The sequence below is a fragment of the Flexithrix dorotheae DSM 6795 genome (assembly GCF_000379765.1).
Classification (GTDB): Bacteria; Bacteroidota; Bacteroidia; order Cytophagales; family Flammeovirgaceae; genus Flexithrix; species Flexithrix dorotheae.
In genome coordinates this window covers 53470-68671 of sequence record NZ_KB903430.1, presented here as the reverse complement: position 1 = coordinate 68671, position 15202 = coordinate 53470, and the positions used below count along the sequence as shown (strand labels likewise).

Genomic DNA, 15202 nt, shown 5'->3' with positions numbered 1-15202 from the left:
GTAGAATACTAAATAGATGTAAAGGCCATTATTTTAGAGCCGAAAAATAAATTTAGTCCCATATAAAAGTAAAGAATTTAAGTGAATTTGCTAAGGTTATCATTTCTTTAGTTTTAATTTGCGGTAACATCTTACAACGAACTACTTTATACTGGTCAGGAAATTGTTATAAACTTAATTAGAATATAAATTTATATTGAATTTTTATAACTATTCTAAGAACCTCTCGGTGCAACTAGCAAAAAAAAACGTTCATTAAAAAACCAGCGAAATGAGAGAAGTAGTCGAAAATTCTATGGGGATAGAATTTTTTGAAATTGAGTTTTTACCCGCAGAAGACCTTGTGTACTGCAAGTGGACTGGATTTATTACTGAAGAATGGTCTGCTAAGAAAGCCAGTGAAAAAATTGTTGAGTTTGTAGAAAAGTATAATTGTAAATTCCTCATTAGTGATAATAGGAATTTAAAAGGAACCTGGCCTCCGGAAATCGAATATTGGTTTCTGAAAGACTGGCTTCCCAAATTATCCACTACAGAAATTGGTTATTTTGCACATATTCACAACAAGGAGGTGTATGCACACCTTGCGCTGAATAACAGGCTTATGGAACAAAAAGAAGGTGTAAGTTTTCAGCATTTTAAATGTGTAACTAAAGCAAAAAACTGGTTGTTCAGGAACAATCAGAAAAAAGAAATTAAGTTAATTTCTGAGGATTTTTGTGCATAAATTCTTATGGGTATCAGTAATCAATTTTATTTTGTAATAAAATAAGTTACAAAATAATTAGGCAGCCTGAAGCAAATTTGGGCTGCTTTTTTTGTGATTTGAAGAAAAGAGTGTTTTATTTACACGTATATACTTCACAAAAAATAAAACTGAAGTTCCCTTCTGTCAACTGTAAAAAACTACCCAAAAGTTTTACCAATTTTTTAACTGAAATTATACAAATGGAAACATTCAAACCCTATTACGAAGAACTTGTAAGTCTTACCCTAACCTATGCTCCAAAGGTATTGTTAGCGGTTTTTACGCTTATTATTGGTTTTAAAATTATCTCTTTTATAATATCGGTACTGAGCAAACAATTTGAAAGGGTAAATGTAGACGTTACACTTAGACCATTTGTGCTCAACTTGATAGGATGGTTTTTGAAAATAATGCTCATTATCAGTGCTGCATCAATGATTGGAGTTGAGACGACTTCATTTGTGGCGATGTTGGGTGCTGCTGGTCTGGCTGTTGGCCTGGCATTGCAGGGGTCGTTGAGCAATTTTGCCGGTGGAGTACTTATTCTTATTCTCCGACCATATAAAGTTGGAGATTTAGTAAAAACGCAGGGAGAGTTTGGCCGTGTAGAAGAAATCCAGATTTTTACCACCATTTTAGTAACACCAGATAATAAAAAAGCAATTATTCCCAATGGAGCCATAGCGAATGGGGAAATTATAAACTTTTCGGAAAAGGGATTGATTAGGGTAGATTTGGTGATGGGCATAGCCTATGATGCCGATATCAGAAAAGCCAAGGAAGTGCTTTTGAAGGTAATGGCAGATCATCCACTGGTAGTAGATGATCCGGCTCCATTTGTGGGAGTGTTGGAACTGGCTGATAGCTCAGTGAATCTTGCTGTAAGGCCCCATACTCATCCCGACCAGTATTGGGATGTATATTTTGATATCTATGAACAGGGTAAAATTGCACTGGATGATAATAAAATTACTATTCCATTCCCACAAGTGGATGTGCATATGAAACCAGAAAAATAATAAGTTTTTAAGTTAATGAAAAAGGGTAACCTGCATTTACAGGTGGCCCTTTTTGTTTTGATAAACTTTCACGACCAACATTTACCCTTTATCAAATTTTTGTTTTGGATTAAAATACCTAGTCCGTAATTTGTAGCTGCTTAAACAAATGAAATAAAGTGAAGGTATTAATAATAGAGGATGAAAAACCTGCTGCAGAAAAACTAGAGCGGCTGCTAAAAAAAATAAATTCCGAAAATGAAATTGTAGGGATTCTGCCAAGTATCAAAAAATCGGTGGATTGGTTAAAGGAAAATGGTAATGAGTTCGATTTGCTTTTCCTGGATATTCAATTGGCAGATGGGTTAAGTTTTGATATTTTCAAACAGGTTACTATTGATAAACCCATTATTTTTACTACTGCCTATAATGAATATGCCATAGAAGCATTTAAGGTAAATAGCATAGACTATTTGCTAAAACCTCTTACGCTTGATGCCCTTTCCAATAGCTTGCAAAAACTTGAAACTCTGCGTGATAACCTTCCTTCAAAATCACAAACCAGTCAGTTGCAGGCACTTAATGAAGTATTATCTTCTTTAAAGAAGAATTACAAAACCAGATTTATGGTGAAGTTGGGGGAGCATATCAAATCTGTACCTACAGAAAAAATAGCTTACTTCCTTGCTGAAGGAAGAAATGTTTTTCTTTTTACTTCACAAAATAGAAAGTTTATCATTGATTATAAAATGGAGGAACTGAGTGATTTGCTTCAGCCATCTATGTTTTACAGGGTGAACCGCAGTTTTGTAGTAAATATCAATGCCATTACCGATGTACTGGTTTATTCCAATAGCAGGCTGAAAATTATGACTTCACCTGAAACGGAAAAAGAAATAATAGTGAGCAGAGATAAGGTAAGTTCTTTTAAAGACTGGTTTGATGGATTTGGATGATCATCTAGTCCACTCCAGAGGTAATTATTCACGATTTAATTTCATGTTCCCCAAAACCAACCATTCGGTAAAATTGTTTCTTTTGAAACTGAGTGGTTGTTTAGTAGTTTTGCATAAATATTTGGATTAGTCTTTTAATGAAATTCAACATTTAAGGATGAAGCCGACAAGTCAACTTACTGAAGTAAAATAAGAGGTTTGATTTGAAATTACTTATTAATAAAAATGATGGTAAATACATTTATTGGTAACCTGGGGCACTACTTTGTGATAATAGCATTTGTACTTTCATTGGTGTCTACTTTTTCCTATTGGTATGCATCTTCCAGAAAAGATGATAAGGAACTAAGGAGTTGGAAAAAATTAGCCAGAGTATCATTTATTGGTCATGGATTGGCCGTTTTTGGAATTGTAATTACCTTGTTTTATATCATTCATGGGCATTATTATGAATATCATTATGCCTGGAGTCATTCCTCTAACAATCTGCCGACCCATTATATGATTTCTTGTTTCTGGGAAGGGCAGGAGGGTAGTTTCCTTTTGTGGATATTCTGGCATGTATTAATTGGGTTTGCCTTGTTAAAGGCGGCCAAGAAATGGGAAATAGAAGTAATGCCGGTTTTTACATTGGTGCAGGCCTTTCTGGTTTCCATGATTTTAGGAGTAGTGGTGCTTAATTTAAAGATTGGAAGTTCGCCATTTGCCTTACTAAGAGATGTGATAGATGCTCCAATTTTTAAAACCAACCCTGATTTTATTCCCAAAGATGGTACAGGCCTTAACCCATTGTTGCAGAATTACTGGATGGTAATACACCCACCTACATTATTTTTAGGTTTTGCACTTACACTAATTCCTTTTGCATTTTGTATTGCCGGATTAAAAACAAAATTATATAAAGATTGGGTACAGCCAGCTTTGCCCTGGGCACAAGTGGCAGCTGCAATTCTGGGTATTGGTATTATGATGGGAGCCTACTGGGCCTATGAAACTCTAAACTTTGGAGGTTATTGGAACTGGGATCCAGTGGAAAATGCGGTATACATTCCCTGGCTAGTCTTGGTAGCCGCTATACATGTGATGATCACTTTTAAAAGCAAAGGGTCTGCTCTTATAGCCTCAATGATTTTGGTTATTGCCTCATTTATTTTGGTATTGTATGCTACTTTCTTAACCAGAAGTGGTGTCTTAGGGGAGGCATCGGTCCATTCTTTCACCGATTTAGGACTTTCTGGTCAGCTTCTTATTTATCTATTTGCCTTTATTGGAATATCAGTTTACCTATTGGTAAGATCATGGAAGGAATTGCCTTCTACCGATGAAGAAATATCTACATATAGCCGTGAATTCTGGATATTTTTAGGTGCAACCACACTTTGTTTGTCTGCCTTTCAGGTACTTAATCCTACTTCCTATCCTGTTTATAATGCGCTATTAGGATTTTTTGGAATTGAATCAAATCTGGCTCCACCAGCCGATCAGGTAGTTTATTATACCAAGTTTCAAATATGGTTTGGAGTAGTAATCGCCTTGTTATCGGGAACTGGCCAGTTTTTCTGGTGGAAAAAAATGGATAAGGATAAACTGAAAAGTGCAATTACAATTCCGCTTATTCTGACATTATTATTCTCAAGTGTCATTATTCTTCTGGCTAAAGTTCATCAACCAGTTTATATATTATTACTTACAGCTTGTATTTATTCAATTGTTGCTAATGGTTCAATCTTAATAAAGCTGTTAAAAACCAATGTAAACCTGGCTGGTGGAGCAATCACTCACATGGGTGTAGCCATGATGTTGTTGGGGATTTTATTTTCTTCAGGATACTCCAAAGTGATTTCCTTAAATACAACCGGGTTGCTATATAACAGAGAGTTTCCCGAGGAAATGAATAAAGAAAACCTGTTACTTTTCAGAAACCAGCCTCAAAAAATGTTGGATTATTCCACTATTGGCAGGGATGGAGTAATTACAAAAAGCAATGCGGAAGAATATGGGTATTCATTAGTATATAAGGGGCCAAGGGTAGAATCTGAAGATTTCCCTGATTTTATCAATAAAGATGAAGTTATCCCTACTCATGATCCATTTAAAGCCATAACAAAGGAGGATTTGGTATATAAGGGAAAAACTTATGCAAAAAAGGGAGATACCATTCAGGTATATGGAGAGAATACCTATTATGAAATTGAATACACCACCAGCAATGGAGATGTTTTTAATCTTTTTCCAAGAATTCAGAATAACCCTCAAATGGGGACTGTTGTTTCACCTGATATCAGGACATTTTGGGGAAGTGATTTGTATACCCATTTAACAAATATGCCAGATCCAGATGCCGCAAACAAATGGACTGAACCTGAAAACCACTTGCTAAGTATTGGGGATACGTTCTTTGTGAATGATTATGTAGCCAGGCTGGAAAATGTGGTCAGAGTGGATGATGTGGTTGGAGCAGATTTGGGAGAAGGAGATGTGGCTGTAAAGGCAAATATCAGACTGTATGGTTTGGAAAAAGAATATGAAGCATCTCCTATTTATATGATTAAAGACAGGCAGGTTGGGATGCAGGCAGATGTTTTACCGGATCTAGGTGTGAAAATTAAGATGGAAAAAATTGATCCCAATACTGGTACCTTCACCTTCACTTCTCAGACTACTCAGAAAGACTGGGTAATATTGAAAGTTATTGAAAAGCCCTTTATTAATATTTTGTGGATTGGTACAATTGTGATGTCACTTGGATTTGTAATTGCGATTAACCGAAGATTCAGGGAATATTCCAAAACAGGAGGAAAAAGCTTAAGAAAATCAAATAAAGGGGGAAAGAAGAAAACTCCAAAAATGGCCTAGAGCATAAAAATTTGTGGAAATCTAATCGCTATAATAATATCAGCAAATAATGCGAAAAGAAGAATGTTATGAATTGGGTTATGTGTCAAAAACCCACGCATTGGACGGGGAAATAGCCGTAATTCTGGATGTCGATTATCCGGATGATTATATAGATCTGGAGAGTGTTTTTATAGAAATGAAAGGGGACCTGGTGCCCTATTTTGTGGAGAGTTCTTTCTTTAATAATGATAAATTCATTCTAAAGCTGGAGGATATCGATACTGTGGAAGATGCAGCCAAACTTAAAAGTAAAGTATTGTATTTGCCACTTTCTGTCCTACCTAAACTGGAAGATAATCAATTTTATTTCCATGAAGTTATTGGATATTCTGTAGAAGATGAATTGAAGGGGGAGTTGGGCAATGTTGGTGATGTTTATAAGCCAAGTTCTCAGGCTATAATGACACTAATTCATAAAGGGAAGGAAATAATGATTCCTATGACCGAGGAAATTATCCAATCGGTAAATCATGATCAAAAAACTATGAAGGTGAAACTTCCAGATGGTCTGATTGAACTTTACCTTGAAGCCTAAAGGGGATGGGATATAATCCCATTAAATTTTACTTAAATAGTATTGTATTCTGAATGTCCTTTTTTGCAATCTTAAGAGCGAACAAAATTTCCTTGGTTTTCAGTTTGCTTTTGTGTGCTATTCCATTATTAGTAAGTTCCTCCATTGGATACTTTGCCTATATTTATGAATATGAGATAAAAGCTTTCACATTTCCTTTGTGGATTTTGTTTTATTTTTTAGCAACCTTTTTCATGGCATTTGCCATAACTCCAACTACATTCATTTCCATATTATCCGGTTATTTTTTAGGATGGTTGTCAGTGCCGTTTGTCGTTTTTTCCTATCTTGGTGCAGCTATTATAGGATATTTTATTGCTAAAAAAATTGATGGGGGAAGGTTTATTAAAAGTTTAGACGCAATTCCAGGAATTGAGAGTGTTCTCAAGAATTTAAAAGACAGGGAGTTATATATAACCTTTTTAGCAAAGATTTCCCCAATATTACCATTTGCCCTGTCAAACTTTTTATTATCTATTGGGGGTGCTAATTTGAAAAATTTCACCATAGGTAGTTTGCTGGGAATGCTTCCCAGAACAGCTTTGGCTATCTATTTAGGGAATGAAGCTCAGAAATTATCGATTTTAATAGAAAATGGAAGTACGGGTTTGGAGGAACAGGTTTTGATAGTTTTACTTATTCTAATTGGCGCTGTAGGTTTGTTCAGGGTTTTCAAAAAGGCTTTAATAATAACATAAAAAAACCTGAGTGTTTATACTCAGGTTTTTTTAACTAGATTAATTTGAACTTAGGTTTATTTTTTATGAGTTTTTCCTAAATCATAATACTCTAAAAACTCCTGATAATAATCTTTATATTTTGGAATATCGGACAGCGCAATGGCCTCTTCATACATGTTGATTGCATTGGCTAATAGCCCTTTGTCCTCATAAAATTTGGCCTGGATTAATTTGCTAATTGCCGTTTCTTCACCATTAAGTTGCTTCAATTCTTCGTTAATTAAATAAGCTTCTTTGCTTTTTAACTTCTGAAGCATAGCCTCTGGAGTAGTGATCTTCTTGGAAGAATTTTTTGAAATAGCCTCTACCTGATATAGTAAAGTTTTGTTGTGTTTAAATTTACTATCTTTCAAATCAATGGTGATTTTGTCGGTAGTAAGGTATTCCTCATAAATCACCTGACCAATATTCTCAGGAGATCCGTCTTTTATAATGAATCTGTATTTTTCAATTTCGCTATTCTTTATTGCTTCCTGATCATTAATAAACCATTTGATAGTCACTTTGGAATCGCCAAGTACCTTACTTGTTTTACTAACGCCATTATCATCTACTGGCATTACAAACATTAATGGCGCTTTATTCACATCTCTCGTTACAGATCCAGTTTTTGCATATTTACTGTACCTAGAGGCATTCCCATCCTTTGATGTCAGTTCGGAAATTACGAATTGAGCATATTTATCAGCCAATCCCCCAGAGTTTACCTTCATTTTAGCCTCCAGGTCGCTTACCTTATAAGTACCTGCTTTTTTTATCTCTAAAGTCTTGTTACTACTATGAGCAAGGCCTAAATAGGCTCCGGCAGATACTACAATTGTTTGATTGCCTAAAATCGTGGCACCTACTTTTAAGTTATTGCCATTTACGGTATTGCCACCCTTAGATCCCAGCACTTTAAAGGCATAATCCTGTGCCTGGCTTAATGAAAAACCAAATAAAGTCGCTGTTAATAATAAAATTAGTTTTAATTTAGAACGGTTCATATTACGAGACATTTGATAAGTTTAGTTTAAGTGAAACCCTTTTTATAAACGATATTTTCTTCACTTGATGTAAAAAAACATCGATGTAAATTTCAGTTAAATCTCCCGCTAAAATGATTACTAAGAAAGTAGTTGTTAAATCAATTTGATAATTAAACCAGCCGAAAGAAAATATTACGATGGCTACTACTATCAAAACTTCTATTAGTTGCACCAATTTGGTTAGTCCAAAGTACGGTGCTAATTTTTTATCATTCAAAATGTAAGCAAATAGTGCTACATTTAGAAAACATACAATTAGAGCAATTATATAGCCAATATATTCTGGCATTTCATCAATATAGTTTTCATCCAGTATCATGGAAACTATATTGGCGTGAACCACTACTCCAAACATATCAGGAGTACCTCGGCCTACTTGCTTTTCATTTAAAGGTGTATAGAATTTATCTTCATCAAAGTGATAGTCTGTGTACCCATCACCCATATATCCCATTAATACGATCTTCCCTTCAATGAGTTCTGGCAAAAAGTTCTCATTTAGTACATCCTCTACATCCAGTTTTGTGTATTTATCAAGGTTGCCTTTAAAGTAAATGTTTTCAATTTCATTTTCCCTTTCCATAAATTTTTGAGCTGCCTCAGGATTATAAAGTTCGGCTACCTTAACTGCGAAACAAGGTTCAGTAATTCCAGATGATGTTTTTTCACGAACCGGAATACTTCTCCAGGTCGTAAAATCACTGAATTCTGTATTACCAACATTTACATAGGCAGTTTCTGCTGATTTTGTAAATTCGGGGGGAGGAAGCATAAGGATATCCCAACTTTGCGAAGTATCCGAAGTAACGGCAAACTCACTCGCTAAAACAAGGTTTTCTGCTTCTTCAAACGCAAGACCTAATTTAAAATCACCAATAGGATCCTCCTCTTTTAAGGAGAAAAACTTGGCATCTATACCTATTACGGCAGGTTTAAATTTGTTTAAAATAGCGATTTGGTGAGCAATACTGGATCTGCCTAGTCCAGCTGCACCAATGTTTACCAACACTATATCTTCCTCATAGGGTGTTTCCTTATTGTCTCTGATTTTGGTGTAATAAACATCAGTCAAATTGTAGTTGCTGATTACTTCTTCAAAAACATTGAGGAAATCGAATTGAATACCTATTTGTTGGATTCCCCAAAGAAAAAGAATCACTACAATGGTACCGGATATACTTGTCCAGTTGAAAAGTTTTTTCATGCTGAGAAATGTTTATGTTTCATGGAGAATTAAAACTCCATTTAAATTCTTTGTTGATTATTTACCTGAAATTTTAACTGAAATAAAGCCTCTTTATTGGTGAACTAGCGGTTTTAAGTGAAATTGAACGGTTCAACACAAGCTGTTTTAGATGTGATTTTTAGAGGAAAAGGAAGTAGATTTACAATGACAAAAAACAGGATAAAGTACTAATTTTATGTTTTTTTAACTTGGTTTTAAGTTCGATTTTTATGGAAAAACAGGAGAAAAATGGCTAGAAGGAGGCTAACAATAGATGAATATATAAATGGGATAATTTCTGGTGACCGGTTTATTCTCAGCCGTGCAATTACCTTAATTGAAAGTGCTTTGGAGTCTGACTATGCGTTGTCTCAGGAATTGTTAGAGAAATTAATGCCACACACAGGCCAATCTATAAGGGTAGGTGTTTCAGGAGTTCCCGGAGTGGGTAAGAGTACTTTAATTGAGACTTTTGGTGACCATATAATCTCAAATGATCATAAAGTAGCGGTATTAGCAATTGATCCGAGTAGCCAGAAAACCAGAGGGAGTATTATGGGCGATAAAACCAGAATGGAGAATCTTTCCCAAAATCCAAATGCATATATAAGGCCTTCAGCTACAGGTAGTTCACTTGGAGGAGTTGCCAGGAAAACGAGAGAAACTATGTTGCTGTGTGAAGCTGCAGGCTTTGATGTGATTTTAATAGAAACGGTGGGAGTGGGGCAATCCGAAACTACTGTGAGAGGTATGGTTGACTTTTTCCTTTTGCTGATGTTATCTGGGGCCGGGGATGAATTACAGGGGATAAAAAAAGGAATTATGGAAATGGCAGATGCCCTTGTGATCACCAAAGCAGATGGTGATAATATTGCCAAAGCAAAAGCTGCCAAATCGGAATATAAAAATGCACTTCATCTTTTCAGGCCGGAGGAATCTGGTTGGTTTTGTAATGTTTTATCCTGTTCTGCATTGACTAAGGATGGCATACCGGAAATTTGGGAAGAAATTGAAAAATACCGGGCAAAAACAAAAAATAATGGCTGGTTTTTCGAATGTAGGAAAAGGCAAAATTTAAAGTGGATGCATGACAGTATCCAGGAAGAATTAATTCGGAAATTTTACAACAATCCTATGGTAAGAGAGGCTCTTCAAACTTTCGAAGATAAAGTAGCATCAGGTAAAATCCCCCCTTACTCAGCAGGGGAAAAATTGATTGAAATTTACACGAAATAGTACATGAAAATTTCCGGGTCTTACTAAAATAGGAAATAGAAATCAGCCGAAAAGGATCAGATTTTATGTTTTTTTGGAAAAAATAGTCTCTTTTGAAGTAGCTAAAAAGTATTTAAACTTAAAAAAACGCTAGGTTTTACTTCACTTTTTAGATTATTTACCATAATACAGAGTAGTACAATTTTCTTGAATCAGTACTTTTTCTGCATTCCTTAAAATATCCTTTGAAGTTACTGCCTGAATTTTTTCTGAAGTCTTGTTAACGAGATTAGTATCTCCTAATAATTTAGAATAAGCAAGGTTTAATGCTCTTGGCAACAGTTCAAGTTCAGAAAATGATAAAGTGGATTCCGCCTGATTTTTAACTTTTGTAACTTCATCATCATTGATGGACTCTTCTTTCAGTTTTGAAATTTCCCTTTGGATTTCAAGGTCAGCATTTTCATAACTAATTCCTTCCTTAATTTTACCGGAAATGATAAATAAACCTTTTTCTATTGAGCCGGAAATACTTGCATTTACTCCGTTAAATATTTTCTTTTCTTTTACAAGGGACTGATAAAGTCTGGAAGATTTCCCTCTTCCCAGAATATCGCTCAGTAAATCGGTGGGAATATAATTAATATCATTCTTCTCACACATGTGGTAGGTTTTATAAATGGTATTTACAGGAACATCGGCCTGGTGTCTGGCTATTCTGCTTGTTGTTTGAATGGGCTCTTCTGGCAGATTTCTTCTATATGGTTTTCCAGATGGAATATTTCCAAACCATTTTTTGGTTAGCCTTTCTACTTCCTTAAGCTTTACATTTCCAGCAATGGTAAGAATAGCATTATTTGGCCTGTAATGCGTATAGAAAAAGTCCTTCACATCTTCCATGGTGGCATTTTCGATATGAGATATTTCTTTGCCAATGGTTGGCCACTGGTAAGGATGTATTTTATATGCAAGAGGCCTGAGTTTTAGCCAGACATCACCATAGGGTTGATTAAGGTATCGCTGCTTGAATTCTTCAATTACTACCTTCTTTTGTACCGACAGAACTTCAGGGTCGAAGGAAAGTTCCAACATTCGGTCTGATTCCAGCCAGAAGGCTGTTTCGAGATTATTGGCAGGAACAGTAACATAGTAATTGGTAATATCTGGACTTGTAAACGCATTATTATCCCCACCTACCTTTTGGAGAGGGCTGTCATAATTTGGGATATTTTTAGATCCCCCAAACATGAGATGCTCAAAAAGATGTGCAAAACCTGTTTTTTCAGGATTTTCATCCTTTGAACCCACATTATACAATAAGTCTAAAACAGCTATCGGAACTGTTTTGTCCTGATGCACAATTACTTGTAATCCGTTATCCAGTGAAAACTCGTGAAAATCTATCATATTAAATTTCTTCTTAGGGTAATATTAAAGTATAAAATTGAATAATCCCATTTCGCCCATTTTTACAGATGCTTCAGGGTGATAGATTATTACCCAGGGAAATAAGTAGAATTTATCAAAAATTGTTTCGCTTAGTTAAATTTTCAAATGTAAAATTTACTCAACAAATTTCTTTTTACCATAAATTCCCTTGGGTTCAGAGATATTTGAAACGGCTTAATTAACTTTAAGCTTCATTTGGGGTATAGGGATTTGATAAATTTATTTCGAATTGGAGAAGAAAAATTAAAAGAAGCAGCAATTAACAAAAAATATTGAATGAAATTATTAGTAATTAATGCAGGAAGTTCATCGGTTAAATTTCAGGTTTTTGAAATGATAAACGATTTGGTATTAGTCTCTGGATTAATTGAAAAAATTGGAGAAGAAACTTCAGAGATTAAGTTTGAACTTGAAAATTCTGGTAAAAACAACTCTGTAAGAGTCGTAGAGCCAATTAAAAATCATAAGGAAGCCTTACAGAAAGTTGCCGGGATATTGCTCGATAAGGAAAACCAGATCATTGAAAAAAAGGAAGAAATAAAGGCAGTAGGGCATAGGGTAGTACATGGAGGAGAAAAATTTAAGGAAACCGCTATTATTAATGATGAGGTAAAAGAAATGATTAACGAGCTTTCTTCACTTGCTCCTTTACACAACCCCCCAAACTTGCAGGGAATTGTTGTGGCCACTGAAGTTTTTCCCCAGGCAAAGCAGGTGGCAGTTTTTGATACAGCATTCCATCAGACTATGCCTGCAAAAGCCTACAGATATGCTATTCCCAATAAATTTTATGAAGAGTTTGGCGTCAGAGCATATGGAATGCATGGGACGTCTCATCGCTATGTAACCAAAGAAACAGCGAAATTTCTAAAATCCGATAAATTGAAATTAATTACCATTCATTTGGGTAATGGCTGTAGTATGGCTGCTGTGAGGGATGGTAAATGTGTGGATACCACTATGGGACTCACTCCTTTGGCAGGGCTGGTAATGGGCACTCGAGGTGGAGATATTGATCCGGGAGTACTAATTCATTTGGGTAAAAAGTACAATTTAAGTGTTTCAGAGATTGATAAAATTCTTAATAAAGAAAGTGGTCTTAAAGGCTTAACCGGGCTAAATGATATGAGAGATGTTTTGGAATTAAAGGAAAAGGGAGATGTTAAGGCCAAATTAGCTTTGGATGTCTATACTTATAGAATAAAAAAATATATTGGATCTTATGCGGCCATTTTAGGTGGATTAGATGCCATAGTATTCACAGCAGGGGTTGGAGAGAACAGCGCCTATGTGCGGGAGGCTTCTTGTGAAGGTTTAGAATTTTTGGGTATTAGCATTGATCCCTCAAAAAATGATAAGAGAGCAAAAGGAATTAGGGTAATTAGCGAAGATGAGAACAGAGTTAAAGTTTTAGTTATTCCTACCAATGAAGAATTAGAAATTGCCCGACAAACTTTTTCTATTGTGCAGTAGAGGAAAAGAGGGTAATATTTTCTTTTTATTTTAATAATGAAAGATTAGGAAAAAGGTTATTCAATATACCTCATCTCATTTTTTGAATAATTAATTTGAATAACCTTTTTTTATATATTTTTCTAATATCCTTTTTTTTGAGTTTCAATTCAAAGATTTATGCTCAAAAAAACTCCTCATCCATTCAAGTCAGGTTTGAATTTGCTGAGGCTCCCCTTGAGTTAGAAAAAAAATACAAGGATAAAATTGTATTTAAAGATTCCATCGCTGCAAAAACCAATATTGAAAATTTAATTGAAAAGTTTAGAGTAGAAGGGTATATAGCTGCCAATTTGGATGAGATTGTAGCGTCTGAAAATGAGTGGTTGGTAAGTATTTATGTTGGGAAACAATTTCAATGGTTTTCGTTAAGGAAAGGAAATTTGCCCCAATATTTTTTAGAGAAAGCAGGAGTCCATTTAAGTGATATGGAAGGAAAACCAATAAACCTCCGATCTTTTAATGAATTAACCGAAACCTTAATTCAATATGCTGAAAATAATGGTTTCCCATTTGCCAAACTTGAATTAGATTCTATTCATATTCAAAATGATAAAGTAACTGCGAGTTTGAAATATCATGCAGGAAGTCCCATTTATTTTGATACTCTTCTAATTATCAGTAATGCTAAAATTAACCGGGATTTTTTAGCAAAGCATTTGCAAATAAGCCAAACGAAAATGAAGCGGCAGGAGTCAATAAGAATGCTTTACAATCAAAAAAAGGTTGATATGATTCCTGAATTGATTGATCGTTTGCCTTTTCTAGAGCTGGCCAGGCGACCAGAAGTCATTTTTGAAGAAGATAGAGCAGTAATTAAGTTGTACCTTAATCAGGTCCCTACCAATCAGGTAGATGCCTTGGTAGGCTTATTGCCAAAATCTTCTGAAAATGAAAAAATGAATATTACGGGGCAGTTTGAATTAAACCTTATGAGTCCTTTTGGTAAGGGTAAAAATATATATACCAAATGGCAAAAGGTGAAGCCACAATCTCCTGTATATCAATTTAGTTATGAACATCCATACATTTTTAACTCCAATTTTAATTTAGGTTTAAGTCTAAATTCACTTCAGGAAGATACTACGTTTAGAAACCTGGATTTTGAACTGGGTCTGGGTTTTAAACTTAACGAACGACAAAATCTCAATCTTAATTATTTTACTTTTCAGAGTAATATTCTTAATGGAAGTCACCTAATTGAAGGGTTGCCAAATGGAAGAGCTAAAACTAATTTTAAGTCTGTAGGTATTTTATATGAATTTGGTAATCCCAGGTTTAATCAAAACTCAATATCCAATTTTTATGCTGCTCTGAATGTGAAAGTAGGGAATAAAGAAATACTTCAGGCCCAGCCAGATACAACCCATAATTTCATTACAAAGGATTATGCACAAACTATTCTAACAACACAATTAAAAAAGGCCTTTAGAATTAATTCTACCCAAAATGTATTGCTAAAACAAAACGGAGGCATAATTTTAAGTGAAGAAATGTATTTAAATGACATGTTTAGAGTAGGAGGGTACAAATTATTGAGAGGGTTTAATGAAAATCAATTTTATACTTCTTCTTATCTTGTAAATACACTTGAATGGCATTTTACCTTCGATAAAACATCTTATTTTTTTGTTTTTTTGGATCAGGCTATAACCGAAAATAGAATTATGGTAAATGATGCTAAACTCGATTTTCCGATTGGAGTTGGTACAGGAGTTTCTTTAAACACAAAGCCTGGAATTTTCACCTTAATGTGGTCGATGGGCAAATCCAAAAACCAAGACTTTACTTATAGATCTTCCAAAATACATTTTGGACTAATCAATGTGTTTTAAACATTTTAGAAATGAAATTAAACC

12 protein-coding genes are annotated in these 15202 nt (G+C 34.8%); 9 read left to right on the top strand and 3 right to left on the bottom strand.

Annotated elements, in window-relative coordinates; all coding sequences use genetic code 11:
- Positions 1-271 precede the first annotated feature (271 nt).
- From A3EM_RS0100295 to A3EM_RS0100270, 6 genes are all read left to right on the top strand, one after another.
- Entirely contained in the window at positions 272-727 is a 456-nt protein-coding gene (locus tag A3EM_RS0100295; RefSeq protein WP_020526152.1) for a hypothetical protein, read from the top strand.
- 221 nt (positions 728-948) lie between these two features.
- Complete coding sequence (locus A3EM_RS0100290) at positions 949-1767, top strand: mechanosensitive ion channel family protein (protein WP_020526151.1); 819 nt, start codon at positions 949-951, stop codon at positions 1765-1767.
- 158 nt (positions 1768-1925) lie between these two features.
- Positions 1926-2702 (top strand): LytR/AlgR family response regulator transcription factor, encoded by a 777-nt coding sequence (locus A3EM_RS0100285; RefSeq protein WP_020526150.1) that lies wholly within the window; start codon positions 1926-1928, stop codon positions 2700-2702.
- 228 nt (positions 2703-2930) lie between these two features.
- On the top strand, positions 2931-5558 hold the full coding sequence (locus tag A3EM_RS0100280; RefSeq protein WP_044237113.1) for a heme lyase CcmF/NrfE family subunit: 2628 nt from the start codon (positions 2931-2933) through the stop codon (positions 5556-5558).
- Positions 5559-5607: 49 nt separating this feature from the next.
- The gene (gene rimM, locus A3EM_RS0100275; protein WP_020526148.1) at positions 5608-6135 is read left to right on the top strand and encodes a ribosome maturation factor RimM; all 528 of its coding nucleotides are present in this window, start codon (positions 5608-5610) and stop codon (positions 6133-6135) included.
- Positions 6136-6368: 233 nt separating this feature from the next.
- Entirely contained in the window at positions 6369-6872 is a 504-nt protein-coding gene (locus A3EM_RS0100270; RefSeq protein ID WP_157637688.1) for a TVP38/TMEM64 family protein, read from the top strand.
- A 56-nt stretch (positions 6873-6928) separates the two neighbouring features.
- Here A3EM_RS0100270 and A3EM_RS0100265 read toward each other — a convergent pair whose 3' ends face one another.
- Both A3EM_RS0100265 and A3EM_RS0100260 read right to left on the bottom strand, forming a co-directional pair.
- Positions 6929-7900, bottom strand: coding sequence for a hypothetical protein (locus A3EM_RS0100265; protein ID WP_020526146.1), 972 nt, complete (start codon positions 7898-7900; stop codon positions 6929-6931).
- Between the two features lies 1 nt (position 7901).
- Entirely contained in the window at positions 7902-9146 is a 1245-nt protein-coding gene (locus A3EM_RS0100260; protein ID WP_020526145.1) for a CHASE2 domain-containing protein, read from the bottom strand.
- Between the two features lie 270 nt (positions 9147-9416).
- Between A3EM_RS0100260 and meaB the strand changes: the two genes are divergently transcribed.
- The gene (gene meaB / locus A3EM_RS0100250) at positions 9417-10403 is read left to right on the top strand and encodes a methylmalonyl Co-A mutase-associated GTPase MeaB (RefSeq protein ID WP_020526143.1); all 987 of its coding nucleotides are present in this window, start codon (positions 9417-9419) and stop codon (positions 10401-10403) included.
- 153 nt (positions 10404-10556) lie between these two features.
- Here meaB and A3EM_RS0100245 read toward each other — a convergent pair whose 3' ends face one another.
- The gene (locus A3EM_RS0100245) at positions 10557-11789 is read right to left on the bottom strand and encodes a M16 family metallopeptidase (RefSeq protein ID WP_020526142.1); all 1233 of its coding nucleotides are present in this window, start codon (positions 11787-11789) and stop codon (positions 10557-10559) included.
- A 318-nt stretch (positions 11790-12107) separates the two neighbouring features.
- On the opposite strand from A3EM_RS0100245, the gene A3EM_RS0100230 reads away from it, so the two are divergent.
- On the top strand, positions 12108-13304 hold the full coding sequence (locus A3EM_RS0100230; RefSeq protein WP_020526140.1) for an acetate/propionate family kinase: 1197 nt from the start codon (positions 12108-12110) through the stop codon (positions 13302-13304).
- 137 nt (positions 13305-13441) lie between these two features.
- The gene (locus A3EM_RS0100225) at positions 13442-15178 is read left to right on the top strand and encodes a BamA/TamA family outer membrane protein (protein ID WP_157637686.1); all 1737 of its coding nucleotides are present in this window, start codon (positions 13442-13444) and stop codon (positions 15176-15178) included.
- The last annotated feature ends 24 nt before the right edge of the window (positions 15179-15202 follow it).

Coding starts and splice junctions, on each gene's coding strand:
- A3EM_RS0100295 (WP_020526152.1), top strand. CDS start 272: ATGAGAGAAGTAGTCGAAAATTCTATGGGGATAGAATTTTTTGAAATT.
- A3EM_RS0100290 (WP_020526151.1), top strand. CDS start 949: ATGGAAACATTCAAACCCTATTACGAAGAACTTGTAAGTCTTACCCTA.
- A3EM_RS0100280 (WP_044237113.1), top strand. CDS start 2,931: ATGGTAAATACATTTATTGGTAACCTGGGGCACTACTTTGTGATAATA.
- rimM (WP_020526148.1), top strand. CDS start 5,608: ATGCGAAAAGAAGAATGTTATGAATTGGGTTATGTGTCAAAAACCCAC.
- A3EM_RS0100270 (WP_157637688.1), top strand. CDS start 6,369: ATGGCATTTGCCATAACTCCAACTACATTCATTTCCATATTATCCGGT.
- A3EM_RS0100265 (WP_020526146.1), bottom strand. CDS start 7,900: ATGAACCGTTCTAAATTAAAACTAATTTTATTATTAACAGCGACTTTA.
- A3EM_RS0100260 (WP_020526145.1), bottom strand. CDS start 9,146: ATGAAAAAACTTTTCAACTGGACAAGTATATCCGGTACCATTGTAGTG.
- meaB (WP_020526143.1), top strand. CDS start 9,417: ATGGCTAGAAGGAGGCTAACAATAGATGAATATATAAATGGGATAATT.
- A3EM_RS0100245 (WP_020526142.1), bottom strand. CDS start 11,789: ATGATAGATTTTCACGAGTTTTCACTGGATAACGGATTACAAGTAATT.
- A3EM_RS0100230 (WP_020526140.1), top strand. CDS start 12,108: ATGAAATTATTAGTAATTAATGCAGGAAGTTCATCGGTTAAATTTCAG.